The sequence below is a fragment of the Acinetobacter sp. GW821-FHT01C12 genome (assembly GCF_059422625.1).
In genome coordinates this window covers 315,275-338,937 of the sequence record NZ_JBWKXD010000003.1, presented here as the reverse complement: position 1 = coordinate 338,937, position 23,663 = coordinate 315,275, and the positions used below count along the sequence as shown (strand labels likewise).

20 protein-coding genes are annotated in these 23,663 nt (G+C 40.7%); 5 read left to right on the top strand and 15 right to left on the bottom strand.

Annotated features, from left to right (window positions below; all coding sequences use genetic code 11):
- Positions 1-22: 22 nt before the first annotated feature.
- Complete coding sequence (gene metH, locus AC07WY_RS10800) at positions 23-3,712, top strand: methionine synthase (protein WP_494736352.1); 3,690 nt, start codon at positions 23-25, stop codon at positions 3,710-3,712.
- Positions 3,713-4,023: 311 nt separating this feature from the next.
- Positions 4,024-4,755: a Fic family protein gene (locus AC07WY_RS10795; RefSeq protein ID WP_262085176.1), complete on the top strand. Its 732-nt coding sequence runs from the start codon at positions 4,024-4,026 to the stop codon at positions 4,753-4,755.
- A 495-nt stretch (positions 4,756-5,250) separates the two neighbouring features.
- On the opposite strand, the gene AC07WY_RS10790 is transcribed toward AC07WY_RS10795, so the two are convergent.
- The 4 genes from AC07WY_RS10790 to AC07WY_RS10775 form a co-directional block, all read right to left on the bottom strand.
- Positions 5,251-5,544, bottom strand: coding sequence for a cold-shock protein (locus AC07WY_RS10790; RefSeq protein ID WP_004819352.1), 294 nt, complete (start codon positions 5,542-5,544; stop codon positions 5,251-5,253).
- A 144-nt stretch (positions 5,545-5,688) separates the two neighbouring features.
- Positions 5,689-7,215: a DHA2 family efflux MFS transporter permease subunit gene (locus AC07WY_RS10785; protein ID WP_004819350.1), complete on the bottom strand. Its 1,527-nt coding sequence runs from the start codon at positions 7,213-7,215 to the stop codon at positions 5,689-5,691.
- 6 nt (positions 7,216-7,221) lie between these two features.
- The gene (locus tag AC07WY_RS10780; RefSeq protein ID WP_004722805.1) at positions 7,222-8,379 is read right to left on the bottom strand and encodes an HlyD family secretion protein; all 1,158 of its coding nucleotides are present in this window, start codon (positions 8,377-8,379) and stop codon (positions 7,222-7,224) included.
- A gap of 326 nt (positions 8,380-8,705) precedes the next feature.
- A complete protein-coding gene (locus tag AC07WY_RS10775; protein ID WP_494736351.1) occupies positions 8,706-9,239 on the bottom strand; it encodes a thioesterase family protein in 534 nt (177 codons plus the stop codon).
- A gap of 99 nt (positions 9,240-9,338) precedes the next feature.
- Here AC07WY_RS10775 and hemB point away from each other — a divergent pair, with 99 nt between their 5' ends.
- The gene (hemB, locus tag AC07WY_RS10770) at positions 9,339-10,352 is read left to right on the top strand and encodes a porphobilinogen synthase (RefSeq protein WP_016539219.1); all 1,014 of its coding nucleotides are present in this window, start codon (positions 9,339-9,341) and stop codon (positions 10,350-10,352) included.
- A gap of 158 nt (positions 10,353-10,510) precedes the next feature.
- The gene (thiO, locus tag AC07WY_RS10765; protein ID WP_494736350.1) at positions 10,511-11,647 is read left to right on the top strand and encodes a glycine oxidase ThiO; all 1,137 of its coding nucleotides are present in this window, start codon (positions 10,511-10,513) and stop codon (positions 11,645-11,647) included.
- A 99-nt stretch (positions 11,648-11,746) separates the two neighbouring features.
- Here thiO and AC07WY_RS10760 read toward each other — a convergent pair whose 3' ends face one another.
- Positions 11,747-12,508, bottom strand: a complete 762-nt coding sequence (locus tag AC07WY_RS10760) for a ferredoxin--NADP reductase (protein ID WP_494736349.1) — start codon at positions 12,506-12,508, stop codon at positions 11,747-11,749.
- A gap of 82 nt (positions 12,509-12,590) precedes the next feature.
- Between AC07WY_RS10760 and gigC the strand changes: the two genes are divergently transcribed.
- Entirely contained in the window at positions 12,591-13,472 is an 882-nt protein-coding gene (gene gigC, locus AC07WY_RS10755; RefSeq protein WP_004722815.1) for a LysR family transcriptional regulator GigC, read from the top strand.
- Positions 13,473-13,521: 49 nt separating this feature from the next.
- Here the strand turns inward: gigC and AC07WY_RS10750 are convergent, their stop codons facing one another.
- From AC07WY_RS10750 to nuoH, 10 genes are all read right to left on the bottom strand, one after another.
- The gene (locus tag AC07WY_RS10750) at positions 13,522-14,262 is read right to left on the bottom strand and encodes an excalibur calcium-binding domain-containing protein (protein ID WP_494736348.1); all 741 of its coding nucleotides are present in this window, start codon (positions 14,260-14,262) and stop codon (positions 13,522-13,524) included.
- A gap of 59 nt (positions 14,263-14,321) precedes the next feature.
- On the bottom strand, positions 14,322-15,386 hold the full coding sequence (locus tag AC07WY_RS10745; protein ID WP_262085172.1) for a hypothetical protein: 1,065 nt from the start codon (positions 15,384-15,386) through the stop codon (positions 14,322-14,324).
- Positions 15,387-15,446: 60 nt separating this feature from the next.
- Positions 15,447-16,082, bottom strand: coding sequence for a uracil phosphoribosyltransferase (gene upp / locus AC07WY_RS10740; RefSeq protein WP_004722821.1), 636 nt, complete (start codon positions 16,080-16,082; stop codon positions 15,447-15,449).
- 121 nt (positions 16,083-16,203) lie between these two features.
- Positions 16,204-17,760: an NADH-quinone oxidoreductase subunit NuoN gene (gene nuoN / locus AC07WY_RS10735; protein WP_004819337.1), complete on the bottom strand. Its 1,557-nt coding sequence runs from the start codon at positions 17,758-17,760 to the stop codon at positions 16,204-16,206.
- Positions 17,761-17,762: 2 nt separating this feature from the next.
- Complete coding sequence (nuoM, locus tag AC07WY_RS10730) at positions 17,763-19,367, bottom strand: NADH-quinone oxidoreductase subunit M (protein WP_171066950.1); 1,605 nt, start codon at positions 19,365-19,367, stop codon at positions 17,763-17,765.
- A 7-nt stretch (positions 19,368-19,374) separates the two neighbouring features.
- Positions 19,375-21,264: an NADH-quinone oxidoreductase subunit L gene (gene nuoL / locus AC07WY_RS10725; RefSeq protein WP_004722828.1), complete on the bottom strand. Its 1,890-nt coding sequence runs from the start codon at positions 21,262-21,264 to the stop codon at positions 19,375-19,377.
- Positions 21,261-21,569, bottom strand: a complete 309-nt coding sequence (nuoK, locus tag AC07WY_RS10720; protein ID WP_004722831.1) for an NADH-quinone oxidoreductase subunit NuoK — start codon at positions 21,567-21,569, stop codon at positions 21,261-21,263. The genes nuoL and nuoK overlap by 4 nt, the downstream gene beginning before the upstream one ends.
- Positions 21,569-22,087, bottom strand: coding sequence for an NADH-quinone oxidoreductase subunit J (gene nuoJ / locus AC07WY_RS10715; RefSeq protein ID WP_171066894.1), 519 nt, complete (start codon positions 22,085-22,087; stop codon positions 21,569-21,571). The genes nuoK and nuoJ overlap by 1 nt, the downstream gene beginning before the upstream one ends.
- A complete protein-coding gene (gene nuoI / locus AC07WY_RS10710; protein ID WP_004722835.1) occupies positions 22,087-22,629 on the bottom strand; it encodes an NADH-quinone oxidoreductase subunit NuoI in 543 nt (180 codons plus the stop codon). Before nuoI ends, nuoJ begins: the two co-directional genes overlap by 1 nt.
- Positions 22,630-22,647: 18 nt before the next feature.
- The gene (gene nuoH / locus AC07WY_RS10705) at positions 22,648-23,661 is read right to left on the bottom strand and encodes an NADH-quinone oxidoreductase subunit NuoH (protein ID WP_004819331.1); all 1,014 of its coding nucleotides are present in this window, start codon (positions 23,659-23,661) and stop codon (positions 22,648-22,650) included.
- Positions 23,662-23,663 lie beyond the last annotated feature (2 nt).

Sequence of the window (23,663 nt, the reverse complement as noted above, 5' to 3'; positions counted from 1 at the left end):
TCCGATTTTATTGAGAGTTTTAATGTCCACGCTTACCACGTTAAAAGAGCTTCTTGCCAAACGCATCCTAATTATTGATGGTGCAATGGGAACTATGATCCAACGCCATAAACTGGAAGAAGCTGATTACCGTGGTGAGCGTTTTGCTGACTGGGCATCTGATTTAAAAGGCAACAATGACCTTCTGGTGTTAACTCAGCCACAAATTATTCAAGGCATCCATGAAGCTTACCTAGATGCTGGTGCTGACATTATTGAAACCAATAGCTTTAACGGCACACGGGTTTCAATGTCTGACTATCACATGGAAGATTTAGTCCATGAGATTAACTTTGAAGCAGCCCGCCTTGCCAAAGCTGCTTGTGAAAAATACTCAACCCCTGACAAACCACGTTTTGTTGCTGGGGTATTGGGGCCAACATCACGTACCTGTTCTATCTCACCAAATGTGAATGATCCCGCGTTTCGTAACATTACCTTTGATGAACTCAAAGAAAATTATATTGAAGCCACGCATGCTTTAATTGAAGGTGGCGCAGACATCCTTCTCATTGAAACGGTGTTTGATACACTAAACTGTAAAGCAGCAATTTTTGCGGTAAAAGAAGTCTTTAAACAGCTTGGCCGTGAATTACCGCTGATGATTTCAGGCACAATTACTGATGCTTCTGGTCGTACCTTAACAGGACAAACTGCAGAAGCATTCTGGAACTCTGTTCGTCACGGCGATTTATTGTCGATTGGATTTAACTGCGCCTTGGGTGCAGATGCCATGCGTCCACATGTCAAAACTGTATCAGATGTTGCCGATGTTTTTGTTTCAGCGCATCCAAACGCTGGCTTACCGAACGCATTTGGTGGCTATGATGAAACACCAGAAGAAACAGCAGCCTTCTTAAAAGAATTTGCTGAAAGTGGTTTGATCAATATCACTGGTGGCTGTTGTGGTACAACACCTGACCATATTCGTGCCATTTATAATGCGGTCAAAGACATACCACCACGTAAAATTCCTGACATCAAGCCTGCATGTCGCCTCAGTGGTTTAGAGCCATTTAATATTTATGACGATTCATTGTTCGTCAATGTCGGTGAACGTACCAATGTCACGGGTTCTAAAAAATTTCTCCGTTTAATCCGTGAAGAAAACTTTGCTGAAGCACTTGATGTTGCATTACAACAAGTCGTTTCAGGCGCGCAAATCATTGACATCAATATGGATGAAGGAATGCTCGATTCGCAAAATGCGATGGTACATTTCTTAAATCTGGTTGCATCTGAGCCTGAAATTTCTAAAGTGCCAATCATGATTGACTCCTCTAAATGGGAAATCATTGAAGCAGGTTTAAAATGTGTACAAGGTAAACCTGTTGTTAACTCGATTTCCTTAAAAGAAGGTTATGACGAGTTTGTCCATAAAGCACGTTTATGCCGTCAATATGGTGCAGCAGTCATTGTGATGGCATTTGATGAAACCGGTCAGGCAGATACTGCCACACGTAAACGTGAAATCTGTAAGCGTTCTTATGATGTGCTCGTGAATGAAATCGGTTTTCCTGCGGAAGACATTATTTTTGACCCGAACGTTTTTGCTGTCGCAACAGGGATTGAAGAGCACAATAACTATGCGGTGGACTTTATTGAAGCAACAGGCTGGATTAAACAAAACTTACCACATGCCATGATTTCTGGTGGTGTGTCGAACGTATCATTCTCTTTCCGTGGCAATGAACCTGTGCGTGAAGCCATTCACTCTGTATTCCTTTACTATGCCATCAAACAAGGCATGACCATGGGGATTGTCAATGCGGGGCAGATGGCCATCTATGATGATATTCCGAAAGAGCTGAAAGCCGCTGTTGAAGATGTCATTCTCAATCAGAATCAAGGTGAAAGCGGTCAAGATGCAACTGAAAAATTGCTTGAAGTTGCTGAACAGTACCGTGGTCAAAGTGCTGCTCAAAAACAGGTTGAAAACCTTGAATGGCGTAATGAACCTGTTGAAAAGCGTCTTGAATATGCATTGGTCAAAGGGATTACTAGCTTTATCGATGAAGATACTGAAGAAGCCCGTTTAAAGTCCAAACGTCCACTTGATGTGATTGAAGGTCCATTGATGGATGGTATGAATGTGGTCGGTGACTTATTTGGTTCAGGTAAAATGTTCTTACCTCAAGTGGTCAAATCTGCACGCGTGATGAAACAAGCTGTAGCATGGTTAAACCCGTACATTGAAGCTGAAAAAACAGGCAGCCAATCCAAAGGTAAAGTGTTGATGGCGACTGTAAAAGGCGATGTACACGATATTGGTAAAAACATTGTCGGTGTTGTACTTGGGTGTAATGGTTATGACATTGTTGACCTTGGTGTCATGGTGTCTTGCGAGAAAATTTTACAAACTGCGATTGATGAAAAAGTCGATATTATCGGTTTATCAGGTTTGATTACCCCATCGCTTGATGAAATGGTGTTTGTCGCAAAAGAAATGCAACGCAAGGGCTTTAAAATCCCACTGTTGATTGGTGGTGCAACCACATCGAAAGCACATACTGCAGTAAAAATTGATCCGCAATACTCAAATGATGCAGTGATCTATGTTGCTGATGCTTCTCGTGCGGTGGGTGTTGCAACCACCCTGCTGTCTCCTGAAATGAAGCCTAAATTTGTCGATGAGCATCGTGCTGAATATGAAAAAGTACGTGAACGTATTGCCAATAAGCAACCAAAAGCAGCTAAATTGTCGTATACAGAATCCATTGAAAATGGTCTAAAAATTGACTTTGCCGCCAATCCACCAGTAAAACCTAACTTTATTGGTTTGCAAACCTTAACCGATTATCCACTTGATACATTAGTGGAATATTTTGACTGGACACCATTCTTTATTTCTTGGAGTCTGGCAGGTAAATTCCCGAAAATTTTACACGATGAGATTGTCGGTGAAGCTGCAACTGATTTATATAATCAGGCTCAGGCGATGCTAAAAGACATTATTGACAATAAACGTTTCGATGCGCGTGCCGTTTTTGGGATTTATCCTGCAAACCGTTCAGCCGCAGATTCTGTTGAGGTCTTTAGCGAAGATGGTCAATCTGTAACTCATACCTTCCATCATATTCGTCAGCAATCGGATAAAGTCACAGGTAAACCGAATTTGTCTTTGGCTGATTTTGTTGCAACCAAAGCACAAGCCGAAGACTACTTGGGTGGTTTTACCGTTTCAATTTTTGGTGCGGAAGAAATGGCGCATGAGTATAAAGCCAAAGGGGATGATTACTCCGCCATTCTTGCTCAGTCTTTGGGTGATCGTTTTGCTGAAGCGTTTGCAGAACACTTGCATGAACGTATTCGTAAAGAGTTCTGGGGATATCAAGCAGATGAACAACTCTCTAATGAAGAATTAATCAAAGAGAAGTATGTCGGTATTCGTCCTGCACCGGGCTACCCAGCTTGCCCTGAGCATTCTGAAAAGGCGTCTTTGTTTGATTGGTTAGGCACCACAGATAAGATTGGTACCCAATTAACCAGCAGTTTTGCAATGTGGCCACCATCAAGTGTCAGTGGTTTCTACTATGCCAACCCACAGTCTGAATATTTTAACGTGGGTAAAATTGCGTTGGATCAGCTAGAAGATTATGCAAAGCGGAAGAATTGGACTTTGGATGAAGCGAAGCGTTGGTTAGCACCAAATTTGGATGATTCGGTTTCTTAATCCGAAACCCTTTTATAAAATACGAGCCAGTCCCTTTTTATTAAAGAGGGACTTGTGCATAAATTGAGAGGCTTGATAGATGCCTCCGTTCAGGAAAAAGTTGATCTTAAATCCTTAGCACTTTATTAAAAATAAATATTAAACAATTGAATTTTATAATGATTAAATGACCCAAAGCATACTTTAATTAACGACTCTAATGCCTACAATAGCTCTCCTCGCCATACAGCGAATGATAGAGGTAGCGGTTAGATTTTATTGCAATCATTTTTTCATGTATGATCATTTTATTTCGTCTGTAGAGATAAAACATGTTTGAGATCATTGATGATTTAAAAGCTAAATTAGATCAGCATCGACCTCTTTCATCTACAATTGTCAAAAATCTACACGAAGACCTCATATTACGTTGGACTTATCACTCCAATGCCATTGAAGGCAATACTTTAACCTTGTTAGAAACCAAGGTTGTCCTTGAAGGAATTACGATAGGTGGTAAAGCATTAAGAGAGCATTTTGAAGCGATCAATCATCGTGATGCAATTTTGTATGTTGAAGATATTATCAAAAGGCAAGAACCCTTTTCAGAATGGCAAATTCGTAATATTCATCAATTCATCTTAAAAAATATTGATGATGAAAATGCTGGGCGATACCGTCAACAAAATGTCTTAATCTCAGGTGCTACGACTACCCCACCAGACCACACATTGCTCAATGACAAAATGGCTCAGTTTATTGATTGGTATAATCGTGATGCTCATAAATTACACCCAGTTGAACGAGCAGCCAAAGTTCATGCAGATTTCGTAGCGATCCATCCCTTTGTTGATGGAAATGGTCGCACATCTCGGTTATTGATGAACCTTGAATTGCTTAAAGCGGGTTATCCACCAAGTGTAATTACTGTAGAAAATCGATTAGCTTACTATGAAGCGTTAGATCAATGGATGGCGAATGATAATACTGGACCATTTATTGATTTGATTGCTAATGTCGTATTGGATGGGTTTAAACCCTATCAGATGATTTTAGGAATTTAAGGGGAAATCCCTATCCACAATAATCCCTAGGATCATTCAAAATGGGATGGCCCAATTATTTACTCTGATCCTGTTCATACACAAATGCCAATAGATAGCTGGCAAAACATTAAATTTAATTGGTCTTTTAGAGATACAAGGCATTTAAATCAAATGCCCTTGAAACCAAATATCTATTAACCTGAGTTCGATATAAAACTCTTGATGAAATATGATACTCGGAAACGTCATCCGCAACTGTCTGAGGCAGGACTTCATTGATAAAGTATTGTTTCTGCGATTCATTGAATGCGTTGCTGGTGGTCGACGAGTTTTGCGGTGAGCAGCGATGTAGCTGCGCAAGATGGTTACCCTTGAGGAGCTTAGCTCCTCATGTCGAAACAAAAGTAGGGCGAGCCGCAGGCTGATCCTGAAACTGAATGAGAATTCAATAAGACTCCGCCAAGATCATTTTTTTCAGCAAGTTAAAGGTGTAATAAGGTCGAGCCCACGTTATTACTTTCTAAAATTAGACAACAAATTATTGGTAATCGACTTATTGTTTTCAACAATTCTGGTCTTTTTGGCTTTTGCTGATTGATCTTCAACACGCTCAATTTTGGTTGCTTTTAACTTGCCGTTATTTTCAACAACGATAAATTTAACTCTTTCATTTCGCTTTGGCTCACCCTCTGCAAGCGGAAAATCTGAAATATGAAAGAAAATATCTTGTTCAAGTCCACCAATAAAGCCAAAGCCTCTATCGGCATCGTATTGTTTAATTTTTCCTTGCTGGAATTCAGGCTTCATACATATTACTCATCGCGGTACACAATCGCTGTATTATACCCTGATCTTGATCAATAGATAAAATAGCAAAAAATAGTCTTGATCTGTTGTCATTGTAGCGATAAAAAAGCCCACTTTTCAGTAGGCTTCTATACAACTTAAATTCTAATGTGCATGCCCTGCGCCGACATTCCCTTTCGGTTTTGGACATAACCAAATAATCAATCCTGCAAAAATAAAGATCATCGCAAAGATCAAAAACACATGATTAACCGAAAGCGTTAAAGCCTCTTTATCCACCAAGTTGGAAATGGTACCCAACGCCATTTCAGGACTAAAGCCACTATTGACCAAGTTACGCTGAGTTTCCTCAACATGCATAGTCGACACGATTTCACTACGTGCCAGCTTGGTATGATCATCCCAAATGGTCACAGCAATAGATGCACCAATTGCGCCTGCCATGGTTCGCATAAAGTTCATCAAACCCGCAGCAGAAGCCACTTCATCTGGACGTACCACACCTAAAGCAATATTAGACAGTGGGATAAAGAAGAACGGTACCGCAAAACCTTGAATAATCTGTGGTAACGCCAGCGCCATAAAGTCAGCATCACTGGTCCAAAATGAACGCATTAATGTGACACCACCCAAAATCATCAGCCCAAAACTCGACAAAGCTCTCGGGTCGTATTTAGTCGCAAGTTTGGCAACCACAGGTGACATCATCAAGCTACCAAAGCCCATTGTCGCAGTCAGATAACCTGCCCAAGATGCGGTATAGCCCAAGTTAATCTGTAACCATTGTGGAATGAGTACAATACTGCCAAAGAATGCGGCAAAGGCAAAGGCCAATGAGATTGTTGCTATAGTAAAACCACGGTATCGGAAAATTTGTATATTGACGATAGGATGTTTTTCATAATATTCCCAGATGAAAAAGGCAATAAATCCAACCACCAAAATCACAGCCAAAATACAAATAAAGCTGTTATTAAACCAATCCCGCTCATGCCCCAAATCGAGCATTAACTGTAATGCGCCAATCCAAACGATCAGCAGCGTTAGACCAATGGTATCAATCGGGAGTTTAGCAATCGGTGTTTCAGCAACTTTTAATAGGCGCATCACCCCAACAGCACAAATCACACCCACTGGAATATTGATAAAGAAAATCCAATGCCATGACCAATTATCACTGATCGTACCACCTAAAATAGGGCCCAGAATCGGCCCAACAACCGTCGTCATTGCCCACATCCCCATTGCTTGGGAATGCTTTTCAGGTGGGAAAATACGCATCAACAAAGTTTGACTGAGTGGCATGATTGGACCACCAAATAAACCCTGTCCGATACGGCAGATCACTAACATCGCCAAGCTATTGGATAAGCCACAAAGAATTGAAAATGTGGTAAAGCCAATCAGACTGATGGTAAATACCCGAACAGCACCAAAACGTCCTGCAAGCCAACCAGTTAAAGGTACACAGATGGCTTCAGCAACGGCATAGGAGGTAATCACCCAAGTCCCTTGAGAACTTGATACTGCTAAACTTCCGGTAATATGGGGCACAGAAACATTGGCAATGGTCATATCCAGTACGACCATAAAATTGGCAAGTGCTAAAAAGAAGGCGGCAAGAAGTAAACGCCCACCTTTAAGCTCACTTTGAAACGTTGCTGTATTCATAAGTGATTACTTCGCTGAAGAGGTATCAACCTCAGCATTCATGGATAAACCCACACGTAATGGATGCTCAGCCAACTCTTTAGGATCGAGTTTGATACGTACAGGTAGACGTTGAACCACTTTAATCCAGTTACCTGTCGCATTTTGTGCTGGAATCAACGCAAATGCTGAACCTGTACCACCAGAAAAGCCGATCACCGTACCGTGATACTCTACTTTCTTGCCATAGAGGTCTGAAGTGAGCGTTGCCTTCTGACCAACTTTCACGTTTTGCAACTGACTTTCTTTAAAGTTTGCATCCACATAAAGTTCAGCCAAAGGCACCACTTTCATCAAACTTGTCCCAGGTGCAATTCGCTGCCCAACTTGAATACTACGACGGGCAATCACACCATCTAACGGCGCTTTAATTTCTGTACGTTGTAAATCTAAAAGTGCTTGATCAAGTTTAGCTTGAGCCACCAATACATCAGGGGTTGAACTTTGTGAGGTCCCCCGAATTAAAGCTTCATTGGCATCTAAATTACTTTGTGCAGCTTTACGCTTAGATTCTGTTTGCGCCAATGCTGCTTTTGCCACATCGACATTTGCTTTGGCATTGTTTAAAGCACTTTGTGCTTTGCTAAATTCTTCTTTAGAGATTGCACCTGTCGCGCTTAACTGCTGACGGCGTGCAAATTCTTGCTGTGCTTGTTGATACGCCACATCGGCTTGCGCCACTTGTGCTTTGGCACTGTTAATATCATCTGCACTGACTAAAATCTGTGAGGACAATGAACTGCTATTTGCCGAGCTTTGTGTATATTGACGCTTGGCTTTGGTCAACGCCGCTTCAGCTTCTGCAACAGCGATTTTTGCATCACGATTATCAATAATCGCAAGTACATCGCCTTTTCTCACTTGTTGAGTATCACTGACCAAAACCTCAGCAACTTGTCCGCTGACCATTGAGGTGATTTCAGCAGTTTCAGCACCGACATAGGCGTTGTCCGTTTCAACAATATTGCCAAAAATAAAAGCCCAAATTGCATATAGAATTGCAGCTACAACAACAATAATGGCAAAAATCTTCAGCATTTTTTTACGTTTTTGTTTGGCTTCCAAATCTGCTTGCGCTTGATTTTCATCATTTGGAGAGGCATTCGTCGTTTGCGCGTCAGTCATCGCATGTTCCTAGCTTACTTGGACTTGTCAAAACATCTTTGCATTTTGGAGATATAAACTGAAAAACTGCTTAATCATATCTATATGACGTTGCTTGATGGTTGAATAAGTCAACTTCTTAAAATTGTGGTGCCCAATTTTACAGGTAAAAATCATATTATGAGAATAAAAATATTACTCTATAGTTTATCTTTACAAAAGAGGTCAATCTTATTGATATTCATATTTTTTTAAGAAAAAATAAGCCAGCAAAATATGTATTTTACTGGCTTATATTGACACAATGAATACAAAAGTGTACTGATTAGTACACTTAGTCAGCTTGATCAATAGGCATAAGAAGCAGTGGCTGTTGCAATCGCCTTACCTTCATTGTTGAACATCGTCATACGCATGGTGCAACCTTTACGCCCCATTCTCAAGGTTTCAGCTTTGGCAATAAAGTATTCACCGCGCCCAGGTGCAAGATAATCCACACGCATATCAACTGTTGCTAAACGAGAAACTTTCTTTAACGTGTCTGGCAATTGGTCTGGTTCTGCACGTTTATACAGCTCCCCCATTGCCACAATTCCACCAATACTATCCAGCAATGTCGCGGCCACACCACCATGTAAAATTTGAAATGCGACATTGCCAATCAAATACGGTTTCATTTCGATATAGCCTTCAATCTCATCATTAACAACACGCATTTGCATATTGTTATGTGAAAAATAAGGCGAACCATTAAACGCTTTAGTGAGTTGGTTAAGCACCACATTTAGATCTGCTTTCGCGCCTAAATGTAAATTACCAGTCCACTTTTTTTGCGATTCGCTAGGCGCAGAATCAGTTTTAGAAGAATCACTCATCATCATTTCGAAACCAATATTGAGAAAAATTTTCAGCTTTTTCCCAAAAAATATATGAAAGGGCTACAATATATGCCTAGTTTAATACTGAACATCGAGATTGTTATGACTTATACGTTCAATCGTCCTGCTTTTCCAGCTACTCGTATGCGCCGTATCCGTAAAAACGATAAGCTTCGAGCAATGGTAAGAGAGACTCAACTCACAGCAGATCATCTCATTTATCCAGTATTTGTACTTCCGGGACAAAACCAAAGCCAAGATGTACCAAGTATGCCAAATGTTCAACGATTGTCAGCAGACTTATTGTTGAAGAAAGCAGAAACCCTATTAGAACTTGGTGTATCAAAACTTGCCTTATTTCCGGTTACACCACAACAAGACAAAAGTTTAACAGCTGAAGCTGCATGGCATGAAGACGGGTTAGTTCAAAATACTTTACGTTTGTTAAAAAAAGAACTGCCTGAGATGGTACTCATCACGGATGGTGCATTAGATCCTTATACCACACATGGTCAGGACGGCATTATTGACGATACAGGTTATGTATTAAATGATGAAACGGTTCAATGCCTGATCAAACAAGCCTTAAGCCATGCTGAAGCAGGTGCAGATGTGATCGCGCCAAGTGACATGATGGACGGCCGTATTGGTGCAATCCGCCAAGCTTTAGAAAGTAATGATTTTATTTATACCAGCATCATGGCGTACTCTGCAAAATACGCATCTAGTTTCTACGGCCCTTTCCGCGATGCAGTTGGCTCATCATCCAACCTAAAAGGTGGTAATAAGTATAACTACCAAATGGATGTCGGTAATCGTGCTGAAGCACTGCATGAAATCGCCCTTGATATTCAAGAAGGTGCGGACATGGTGATTGTCAAACCCGGTATGCCGTATCTGGATGTGGTACGTGAAGTTAAAGATACCTTTGGTGTCCCGACCTTTGTTTATCAAGTCAGTGGTGAATATGCCATGCTTGCAGCAGCCATCCAAAATGGCTGGTTATCTGAAAGCGTGATTATGGAATCCTTAATGTGCTTCCGTCGTGCAGGTGCAGATGGTATTTGGACCTATTATGCAGAAGATGCAGCACGTCAATTAAAAGAGATGAAGTAAATCATCCCTCCCTTACTGAACTCATGGTTCCTCACCTTTTAAAAAGGGAGGAGCCCATTACTGATTCAGTCGTGAATGGAAAGTCTCCTCTTTCAAAAGATAAGCAGTATTGCTTTTGCAGGTGGGGATTAAAAATCTAAATTGGTACAGAATACACAATGCATATCGCCATTATTGGTGCTGGAGTAAGTGGCTTACTCAGCGCGCTTGAGCTTGTTGAACAAGGCTGCACCATCACCCTGTTCGATCAACAACATGCTGGACATGCTGCTTCATGGGCGGGTGGCGGTATTCTGTCACCCATGTATCCGTGGAGATATCCCAATGAAGTCAATCATCTGGCACAACACGGCAAACAACTTTACCAACAATGGAATGAGAAACTACAACCTAAAACAGGGATAGACTTTCAAATCCATGACACGGGAATGTTAATTTTTGACGAAGCAGATTTTGAGCTTGGATTGAATTATAAAGACCAACATCAAGAACCGATGCAGCATTGTGAATACCTGCAAAGAGAGCAGCTTGAAAGCGTCAACTCCCATATTTCAGCACAGTTTCAACATGCAATTTATTTTCCACATTTAGCCAATGTTAGAAATCCGCGACTTCTTAAATCACTGATCAGCTATCTCAAACAACACCCTCAAGTTGAAGTGTATGAAAATACATGGATCGAAAAATTTAATATTCAAAATCAAAAAATTCAGTCTGTTGAAAGTGCCAATGGACAACGTTTTGTCGCAGACCAATTTGTGATTGCAACGGGTGCATGGTCACATTGCTGGGCAGAACAATTACAGCTTTCGATCCCAGTAGAACCCGTTCAGGGACAAATGATGTTATTTAAAACCCCTGAAAACTGGCTACCCACCATGTGTATGAACAATGTGATGTATTTGATCCCACGCCGAGATGGTCATATCGTATGCGGTTCAAGCATGGACCATATCGGATTTGATAAACGTCCAAATGTACAAACACAACAAAATATTTATAAAGCCTGTATCGAAATGGTGCCTGAATTGGCAAACTTCCCCATCGTTAAGCAATGGGCAGGATTACGTCCAAGTTCACCAACAGGCATTCCATATATTGGAAAAATGCCTGAACTGAATAATTTATGGGCAAATTTTGGACATTACCGTAATGGCTTATGTATGGGACCTGCTTCAGCACAGTTATTAAGACAATTGATGCTCAATCAAGATACACGTGTTGATGCAAAAGCTTATTCAACCGAGCGATTAACAGCATACGCACCACTCACTCAGCAATCATCTTTAAGCTAAAAAGTATTTGGTTCTGACATGAAAGAATTTAAGAGAAGACGCTTAGCCGCTTCTCTCATCTAAAATGATTGATAAAATTGCTGATGCCTATCCAGTGATTTACCAATAATTCTCTACAGCAATATTGCCTTCACCGCGACGATTCATCGTTAAACCACGGGCTTTTAATGCGGCTTTGGTGTCATCTACCATTTGTGGATTCCCACATAGCATGACATGGGTGGTATCTGCATTGAATTTTAAATCAGCGGCTTTTTCCAATTCACCATTTTCAATCAAAATCGGTAAACGATCATGTAAAGCGGCATTGGGATCACGCGTAACAATCGGGATAAATTTAAAGTCTGTATGCCCCTCACCAAAAAGCTGGGCAATCTCTTGGATCCGATCAACATAAGCCAATTCAGATTCAGTTCTTACGCTATACACCAAATTAATTTTTTCGTACTTTGACCAAGTTTCAAAATCTTGTAGCATCGAAATAAAGGGTGCTAAACCTGTACCTGTTGCCAACAACCACAAATCTTTAGGCAATGGCAGTTGATAACGTGCTAAGGTTAAGAATCCATAGGGGATTTTTTCCAAATAAAGCGCATCACCAACTTGTAAATGCTGTAAATTGGAGGTAAATGCACCATCAGGAACAACGATTGAAAAAAATTCGAGTGTTTCATCAAATGGGGATGAAACCACGGAATATGCCCTTACCACCAAATCATCACCCACTTTTAAACCAATGCGAGCAAATTGCCCTGCGGTAAACTTAAAATGGGCAGGTCGAGTCATGGTGAAACTGAAAAGTGTATTGGTCCAACGCTGAACAGACAAAACCTTTTCTATGCTAAATTTTTCAATTGACATGATTTCTTCGTGGCATCAAACATAGTCCTCATGGTAGCATGACTATATAATCTATGAATATTAAAATGTTAAGGCTCTACTTATGCGAATGACTTTACGCCAGTTGGCGGTTTTTGTTGCTGTCGCTCAAGAAGGTACCGTGACCAAAGCAAGTGATGCGGTTCGGTTGACTCAAAGTGCGGCAAGTATGGCTTTGGCAGATTTAGAAGATGGACTGGGTGCTCCGCTTTTCGATCGTCTTGGTAAGCGCTTACAGCTTAATGATCTTGGTCGTTTCTTACTTCCTCAAGCTTTAGAAATCTTAGGTCGCTGTGAAGCCTTTGAACAAGCAGCCAAAGGTGAACTACAAAGTATTGATTTACGGATTGGTGCAACACTGACCATCAGTGATTATTTAATGCCCGACTTAATGGCAAACTTTTTACAAGTTCAACCTCAAGCGCATTTACAGCTCCAAGTTGGTAATACCCGCCAAATGATTGAAGCGGTCAACCAATTCCAACTCGATTTGGCATTGATTGAAGGTTCATGCTTCCTACCACAACTTCAATGTATTCACTGGCGCGATGACGAACTCGCAGTATGTTGTTCGCCTAATCATCCACTGGCAAATTTACATCGTGAATTAAAGCAGTCTGACTTCCAGCATGTTGAATGGATTTTACGTGAAGAAGGTTCTGGAACACGTGAAGTCTTTGACAATGCCATTCTAAAAGATCTTGAAGATGCCAATATCCGCTTAACCCTTGGTCATAATGAAGCGATTTTAAAAATCGTTGCTGGTGGTCTAGGAATGTCCTGTATTTCTAAATTGGCAATTCAGCCTTTGCTCGACAAAGGGCAATTGGTGATTTTAAATACCCCATTCTGGCAACTTGCTCGCCCACTATATATGCTGGTACATCGTCAAAAGTACCAAGGACCGGGCTTAAGAGCCTTTCTAAAATTTTGTGAAAATGGTTAAAATCAAAGCTCCTCTTGGAGCTTTTTTTATAATTATTCGATTCGCACAGCTACTTACCAAATTGCCGTTCACATGGTCGACCATCATGGTTACCATCCATTTGTGTATTGGGGCAATTTTTAATAAAAAATACCGCCTCATCATAAGATGTCATTTGGCTGCAATGGGTACGACCATCGCATTGATAAGGTGATTTTTCCGTTGATGCTGTTGTCAATACAGTGGTGTTGCTTTGTACCGATTCTGCTTCATTCTGTTTTTGCACTGAATGATGATGACTGTTTAAAGCATTTTGGGATTTTTCACTAAACTTTACCGGTTTGACATAACCAATCTCTTTGCGCTGTTGCTCAACGATTTGCTTCTGCTGTTGTTCTAACAGTGCAAATTTAGCATGTTGTTCTTCCTGATAGGTTTGGTATTGATTCCATGTCGCAAAACTAAAATAAACGAAGCCAAAAACAATCACCAAAATCACCACAGACATAAAACCGAATTTCTGCCCTTCATTTTTACTTCGTCTTAAAATATTTTTTTGCTTATCAATATTGATCTTTTTATTTTTTAAGTCATTACTCATCGCAACATCTAAACGAATCATTTGATGTGCTTTCAATGTTCCATGTGCATTGATGATTACATATTTTATGGTTTCCCCTTTTTTCGGTTGACCACCTTCTTTTGGAAAATCAGCGATGTAAAATATTACAGATTGCGCTGAATTATGATCCAATAAAAGTCCGTAACCTTTATCATGATGATATTCAATGATTTGCCCCAAATAAAACATATAACTTCTCTTTTAAAATAAGTATGAATCGTAAAATATATTCAACTCGTTTCAGATGTTTAGTGTGAATATGCCTTTCGTTTCTGCTGTTTAATCTTGTCCTTTTGTTCTTGTTGATATTGTTGAAGTCTCATTTCAGCCTCAACTTTGTACTGCTTATAACGATCCATTGCATACATCACAGAACTTACCGCAATGAATATCACCACCGCGACGATCACCACCCAAGGGTTCAACGTCTTGCGCTTTTCAGATCGAATTTTCTTGACAGCTTGTTTGCGTTTGGAATATAAAAATTTAACTTTCAACTTTTGAATTAAATGTTGAAATGCAGTTAAATCCATATGCTTTTCAAGCAACTGCCGATCAATTTGGCTGTTAAAATATAAATCATCCCCTTTAAAATTTTGACTATCTTCTATCACCCCTAAGGATCTAAGCAACACTGCGCTCTGATTGCCCTCAGCGATTTCAATATTTCGACCCACTCCCCCCACATCAACAACAGTATCAGCAACACTTTCTTCAATAGGTTTAATGTTAGCAACTGTATGAGTTTGGTCTTGCAATTCAGTATTCTGGATAACTTTAATGGAAAGGTCAACTTGTGTTTGCGCTACAGGTTCAATCTCTTTGGCTTGATTTAAATCTCCGTCCGATTCTTCAAGCACTGGGTCATTGATTGTTGTTTGAATGGGCTCCACAAAGATGTCTTGTTGTTGTGCAACCAAGTCAATATCTGAAATAGCGTCAGGTAAAATGCCTTGTTCGGTGTGAATTTTCGTTTGAGGGTTTTGTAAGCCATCAGCTAATCCCCTTCTCTTTTTCAGCGCTTTGCGAACATTTCTAATATGCTCATAGGTATTTTCTGAATAAAGATGTGGAACGGAGGGCTTGTTTTGATCATTCACATAATTTTTATGATCTAAACGTACGATAAACTTGGCGAATAAACCACCATCTTGCTCTAAAACGACACATTTAATCCGCTCACCAATTTGAGGAAGAAGCAACTGATTTGAAAAATCTTCTAATTTAAAAACAATTTGTTGATGATCATTTAATTCAATTAGACCTTGCCTTAAATCATTATCGAAAAAGGTAACAGTCCCTTTTCTAAACATTTTTTATTCTCTTATCATTAAAAAGGAGGCCCCTATAGCCTCCTTCGATGATACTAAATTTTAATCTTTTTGCACACTGCCAAAAATTTTATCTCCAGCATCACCCAAACCTGGCACGATATAACCTTGTTCATTTAAACCTTGATCAATTGAAGCAGTAAAAATCGTCACATCAGGGTGTGCGGCTTCAACACGTTTAATCCCTTCAGGCGCAGCAACCAAAACCATAACACGGATATCTTTACAGCCACTTGCTTTCAACACGTCAATCGCAGCAACCAAAGATGAACCTGTCGCCAACATTGGGTCAATAATCATGGCTAAACGATTTTGTACATCTGGAACCAATTTTTTATAATAAGTACGTGCTTCCAAAGTTTCTTCATCACGTTCTAAGCCGAGAACTGAAACTTTAGCACTTGGGATAAGATTTAAAAAACCTTCTAACATGCCAATACCAGCACGTAAAATTGGTACTACAGTGATTTTTTTACCCGCAATTCTGTCTACTGTGACTTTACCATTCCAGCCATCAATCTCATGATCACACACAGGTAAATCTTTGGTTGCTTCATAAGTTAAAAGCATGGTTACTTCTTGAGCGAGTTCACGGAAATTCTTAGTACTAATGTCAGCACGGCGTAATAAACCTAATTTATGACGAATAAGTGGATGACGAATTTCTTGAATAGACACGGGAGGACACCTAAAAGGATAAAAGTAAATTTCCATTATTATAAATGTTTTTTATATCAGAGATAAGAAAAGCCCTCAATGAATGAGGGCTTTTTTTGTTAATAGCAGGATTTTATTGCGATTAGTGTTGTTGGCTCATCAAGAAATGTAAAGGAGATAAAATTTCTGATTTTAACGCCAAGTTGATGATTGGATCTGGATAAACACCAATGATCAATACCAAAGCAGCAGCGCCGAGCACCATCAAACCACCCACTTTTTGTCCCCAATGATCAACCGCATCAATACGAGGATTATCTGGTGGAGTCATATACATCACGATCATCACACGTAAGTAGTAATACAAACCAATACCACTACCCACCACGACCATAGCAGCCAAGAACCAATGTTCTGTGGTTACAGCAGCAATCACCACCATAAACTTACCGATAAAACCAGCGGTTAATGGAATCCCTGCAAGAGAAAGCATCATCACTGTTAAGGTCGCAGTCAGTACTGGACGACGCCAGAATAAACCACGGTAATCTGCAAGCGACTCAGCTTCATCAACATTGTTATATGGGCTCGACATTAACGCGACAGCACCAAAAGCACCAATCGTAGTTAAGGTATAAGTCACCACATAGACACTTACACTGCCTAAACTTGCATAACCTAAACTAATCAAAGCAATCAATAAATAACCGAAATGGGCGATCGATGAATAACCCAAAATTCGTTTTAAGTTGACTTGACGTAATGCAAGGAAGTTACCGACTAAAATCGAAAGTACAGCGATCACAGTTAATACAGTCACGATAGACGGTACAAGAATGAAACCTGAACTTAAAATAAATCGTACTAATAAACCAATGGTTGCAACTTTAGCAACAGTTGCAAGATAGGTCGCGATTGGCGCAGGCGCACCTTGATAAACATCTGGTGTCCATTTATGAAATGGTGCCAACGATAATTTAAACGCAATCGCAATCACGATTAATCCTGAACCCAACAAAATCATTGGTTGAGCAAGGAAACCTTTTAACTGTTCAATAAAGTCAGCCAAAGACGCAATTTGTTGCACTTGTGCTAACTGATTTCCATACAAACCAGGGAAATCAGTAAATGACAATGTACCGGTATAAGCATAAACGTATGCCATACCCATCAACAAGATTGCTGAAGCGGTTGCAGAAAGTACCAAATACTTTACGCCTGCTTCTAGCGATTTTCCACGCTGATGCGTATATGCCAATAAGCCATACACAGGAATTGACAAAAGCTCTAAGCTAATAAAGAACGACGCATAGTGAGAACTTGCCACCATTAACATTGCCCCTGTTACAGAGATCAACATCAAGATATAAAGCTCTTCACGATTATCTTTATAGGTTTCAATATAAGCGTGAGATAACGTACAGCATGCGAGTGCAGCAACTACTGCAATAAATTGATAAAACAATGTAAATGGATCAACCACAAACATGTTCATCACATTTGATGGTGCAAATGAACCACCAAACATCATGAATAAAATATCAATTGCAGCAAGGTTTAAACCCACCACCGATGCAGTCGCAATCAAATTATGATTACGCTTGATCGAGGTTAGGATCATCACCACTACAGCGGTTAAAGCAACAATAAAAACTGGTGCTAAAGGCATGAGACCCGAAAATGACATAGTGAAGTTCATGACTATTGGATCTCCACATTTTGTTGAGATACGACTTGTTGTGCCGCATCAACAACTTCTTGAACTGGAATATAGCTATTTGATAACCACGCCATACTTGAGTGAGAAATATCAAGGAAGCTTTGTGGATACACACCTAACCATAATAAGCCAAATGCACAGATCAATAGAATTACTGTTTCACGTACATTCAAGTCTTTTAATGGACTTTCATAATGCTTTTTCTGTTCTTCATTTGGCGTACCAAATAAAGCTTTGTGGATCAGAATCAAACCATAAAGACCAGCAAAGACCAAGCTAATTGCCGCAATGATGGTAAATGTTGGGAACTTAGCAAATGAACCCATCAAGATCAGGAATTCACCAATAAAGTTACCTAGACCTGGAATACCCACAAGCGCAGAGACAAAGAACATCAAGAAGAATGGTAAATACTGGAATTGACCACGAATACCACCCATCAAACGTAAGTCACGGGTATGTAAGCGTTCATACACTTGACCACACATAATGAACAATGCAGCAGATGACAAGCCATGTGCCAACATCATGATCATTAAGCCTTGGAATGTCAGAATATTACCGGCATAAAGTGCAAGTAATACGAAACCCATATGCGAAATAGAAGTATAAGCAAGCAGGCGTTTCATATCTGTTTGCTGGAAAGCACACCAAGCGCCGTAGAAAATACCAATCAAACCTAAAATAATCGCAATATCGGCAAATTGTGCAGATGCTGCTGGGAAGAATGGCAATACAAAGCGCAGTAAACCGTACGCAGCAGTTTTAATCAAGATACCCGCTAAGTCTACAGAACCTGCTGTAGGTGCTTGTGCATGGGCATCTGGTAACCAACCGTGTAATGGAAATACTGGAAGCTTGACCGCAAAACCAATAAAGAAACAGATCATCAATGCATAGGCAATATGTGGTGCCTGAGCATCTAAAGTGTTTGCAACAGCAAGTAAGTAGTTATAGTCAAAGCTAATCGTACCTGACATCTGAGAACCGTAGACCACTAAGCCTAAGATCCCGATGAGCATGATCAAGCCTGCGACTTGGGTATAGATAAAGAACTTGGTTGCAGCATAAACACGTGATTTACCGTCTGCGCCTTTATGACCCCAAAGTGCGATCAAGAAGTAGATAGGTACCAGCATCATCTCCCAGAAGAAGAAGAACAAGAACATATCAATTGCAAGGAAAACCCCGATTACCCCACCCAAAGACCATAACAGGTTTAAGTGGAAGAAGCCGACATTCTTTTGAATTTCACCCCATGAACAACCAACTGCAAGTACACCCAGTAATGCAGTCAATCCCACCATCAGCAATGAAAGACCATCTACAGCCAAATGAATGTTAATACCAAGTGATTTAATCCAAGGTAAATAAAATTCTGCTGCCCAAGTTGGAGTCTTCGCCCCCAACTCATAGCTAAAGCCACCTTGTTTCCACAAAATCAGTGTTAAGCCCAATGTAACGAGCATACCGACTAATGCGATATAACGTGGCAAATGTTTATCAAGTTTATCGACCAACCAACACGCGAAACCTGCAATAAAAGGTACAAGAATCAGTGCGGGTAAAATCCAATTGTTTGTGATTTCCATCTTATTTCCCCACTACCTGAATCACGATCAAGATCATCAGCAATACCACTACACCGAGTGACATACTTGATGCATATTCACGTAATGAACCTGTTTGACGGGTACTTGTAAATTTATTCCCACTATTTACGATTGCAGGTAATACCAGCCATAAACCATCAATTGGGTCACGACCTAAAATTTTCGCAATGAGTAAATAAGGTTGAACAAACACAAGGTTATATAAAGAATCGAAACCAAATGCATTACGGCAGATATTTGCAAGTCCAGCACCAAATGAAGTGGCTGCAAAACCTTGCACCGCTTTATAAGCGAAAGCAAATAACACCACGCCTACAGCTAAACCGACCAATGCGATACCGACTGCAAGGTGTTCTGCACCATGCATCCCTTCTTCAATCGCTTGAGAAACTTCAAATGCAGGGATATGTGCTGCATTTAAAATGTTCATCACTGGCGCTTTTAAGAAGTAAGCCAAACCTGTTGAAAGAACAGCCAAGATACCTAAAGGCGCCCAATACGTTGCACCTTTGATTTCGTGATAATGTGTTTTTTCTTCACCGAAAAATACAACCCAAATTAAACGGAATGTATAAATCGAAGTTAAGAATGCACCCGCAACACCAACCCAATACAATGAGTTATACAATGCGACAGATTGACCTTGCGCCCAAACAGCACCCAAGATTGCATCTTTTGAGAAGAAGCCGATCGTGATAAATGGGATTGCAGCAAGTGCACCACCACCAATCGCGAAGCAAGCAAATAAGAATTTATTTTTGTAGAACAAGCCACCCATTTTAAAGATGTTTTGCTCATGATGGTAAGCCAAGATCACCGCACCAGAAGACAAGAACAATAATGCCTTAAAGAATGCATGTGCAAGCATATGGAACAGACCTGCTTGATACGCTTCTGCACCCACAGCCATAAACATATAACCGAGCTGACTCATGGTAGAGTAAGCCAGAATACGTTTGATATCTGTTTGAACCAAAGCCGCAAAGCCAGCAACCAACAATGTTACAGCACCCGTAATCGAAATGAACTGCATCACTTCTGGTGTCATTTCAAACACAGAGAACATACGGCAACATAAGTAGATACCCGCGGTAACCATTGTTGCAGCATGGATCAATGCAGATACTGGTGTCGGACCAGCCATTGCATCTGCCAACCATGTTTGTAATGGGATTTGCGCAGATTTACCTGCTGCACCCAAGAACAACATCAATGACGTGATCAATGCCAAGTTATGATCAAGTGCGAGAACTTGTGAAGCATTGGCAACAATCGTGCCGATGTGTAAAGTACCAAATTGTTGGTAAAGCAAGAACAATGCGATCAGTAAGAATACATCACCAACACGCGTTACTGTAAATGCTTTAATTGCCGCAAAACCATTTGCAGGGTTTTGGTAGTAATAACCAATCAACAGGTAAGAACACAGACCTACGCCTTCCCAACCTAAGAATAACAACGCTAAGTTGTCACCCAATACAAGCACCAACATGCTTGCAACGAATAAATTGAAGTATGAGAAGAAACGTGCGAAGTCTTCTTCACCACGCATGTACCAAGTTGCAAAGATGTGAATCAGGAAACCTACACCTGTCACCATGCCCATCATTAACAATGACAAGCCGTCAAGATGCAAACTTACACCCGGTGCAAAACCGCCTACATTGAACCAAGTCCATAAATGCTGTGCTTGCGCAACTGAACCCTGCTTAACAAAGTCCATGCCTGCAATCAATGCAAATAAGGCAGAAAGGCCAACAGAACCCGCACCAATAATTGCTGCTACATTTTCAGGAAGTTTATTACGTCCTGCCGCTAAAAGGACAAAGCCAATCAGCGGAAATAAAATCGTTAAATATAAATAACTCATCCGCGCATCTCACTAGCAGCATCTACATCCAGATGATGGAAGCGATGATAGAACTGGAGGACGATCGCTAGACCGATACAAGCCTCTGCCGCAGCAAGTGTGAGGATCAAAATAAACATAATTTGACCATCAGGTTGTGCCCATGCACTTCCTGCCACAACGAATGCCAATGCTGCTGCATTCATCATGATCTCAAGGCTCATTAACATAAATAATAGGTTGCGTCGCACCATTACACCGTAAAAACCCAGTGCAAAAAGGATAGTTGCGACGATCAAACCATGTTCTAAAGGAATGTTGCCCATTACTGTTTATCCTCTGCTGCACTCGGTTCACGTTTGCCTAAGTGGAATGCTGCAACCAATGCTGCAAGCAATAACATTGCGGCAACTTCAACCAATAATAAATAGTGGGTAAAGAGTGCTTGACCAATTGCTTTAGGTCCAATCACTTGAGTTCCAAGTACTGCACCATGTTGGGTATAGTCTGAACCTAATACCCAAACCAAACATAAGCCCACTAAGAAGCTCATGAGTGCTGGATAAGCCCAAGCATCTGAAGTCAACCATTTACGTTCTTGGTCAACTGTATGTTGACCAAGGTTGAGCATCATGACCACGAATACGAACAACACCATGATCGCACCCGCATAAACAATCACTTCAAGCGCAGCTGCAAATGGTGCACCAATGATCAAGAAGATCCCTGCAACAGCAAGTAGAGAAACGATCAAACTTAATAAAGCATGTACTGGATTGGTGTTGGTCACAACACGAATCGTCGAAACAATGGCCACGAGAGCCATTAAATAAAATGGCCACATCATGGTAATAAGCTCCGTACATCTACAGGCGCACTTTCACGTTGCGCTTGACCTTTTTCTTTACCATCAATTGCCATACCACTTACACGGTAGAAATTGTAGTCTGGGTATTTACCCGGTCCTGAAATGAGTAAGTTTTCTTTCTCATAAACAAGATCCTGACGGACATATTCGCCTAACTCAAAATCTGGTGTTAACTGAATGGCAGTTGTTGGACATGCTTCTTCACACATACCGCAGAAAATGCAGCGTGAGAAGTTAATGCGGAAAAATTCTGGATACCAACGTCCATCATCTTTTTCAGCTTTCTGCAATGAAATACAACCAACAGGACATGCAACCGCACATAAGTTACACGCAACGCAACGCTCTTCACCGTCTGGGTCACGTGTTAATACGATACGACCACGGTAGCGTGGAGGTACGATTTGTTCGGCTGGCACTTCTGGATATAAAATCGTATCGCGTTTGCGTGTGACATGGCTAAACACCATCCACAACGAACGAACAATTGATCCTACGCCAGCTAGAATTTTATACATTTTGTACTCCCTGCTGTCCTAGGCCTGATTCATCAGAATCACAGCACCAGTCACCAAAAGGTTGACCAATGCAAGTGGTAAACACACTTTCCAACCAAAATTCATCACTTGGTCATAACGTGGACGCATTAAAGAACCACGTGCCAAGACAAACATCATTACAAAGAATGCTGTTTTCGCAATGAACCAGAACGCATCTGGAATGAATGGAATATTTAAATTAAATGGTGCTAACCAACCGCCAAAGAATAAAGTCACGATCAGTGCAGAAATTAGAATGATGTTGACGTATTCAGCAACGAAGAACATCCCCCATTTCATACCACCATATTCGACATGGTAACCTTCTGCCAATTCTTGTTCAGCTTCTGGTTGGTCAAATGGATGACGATGCGTTACCGCAACACCCGCAACCACGAAGATCATGAAACCAATGAATTGCGGAATCACAAACCATACATCACGTTGTGCTTCTACGATGTCACGCAAGTTAAATGAACCTGCAATTGCCACCACACCCATCAATGAAATCCCTAAAAAGACTTCATAAGAAATGGTTTGTGCTGCTGAACGTAGACCACCCAATAACGCATATTTGTTGTTAGATGCCCAACCACCAAATAACACCGCATATACTGCAATACCTGCCATTGCCATAAAGAACAATAGACCGATACTCATGTCTGAAACACCTAAGTAAGGTGAAACAGGAATAACCATGAATGACAGTACTGCAGTCGCCATTGCCACTGCTGGTGCTAAACGGAAGGTTAACTTATCTACAAACTTTGGTGTCCAGTCTTCTTTGAACATGATTTTCAACATGTCGGCAACGATCTGGAACATTCCGCCAGGACCAACACGGTTTGGTCCATAACGGTCTTGCCATAAGCCCAGCAAACGACGTTCAATAAATGACATCAAAGCGGCCAGTAAAACCACAACCAACAAAATTACGATGGCTTGAATCACTGAATAAGCGATTGGCCAGTCTTGTGCCCATGTCGGTAGTGCGCGTAAAGATTCATTCATGA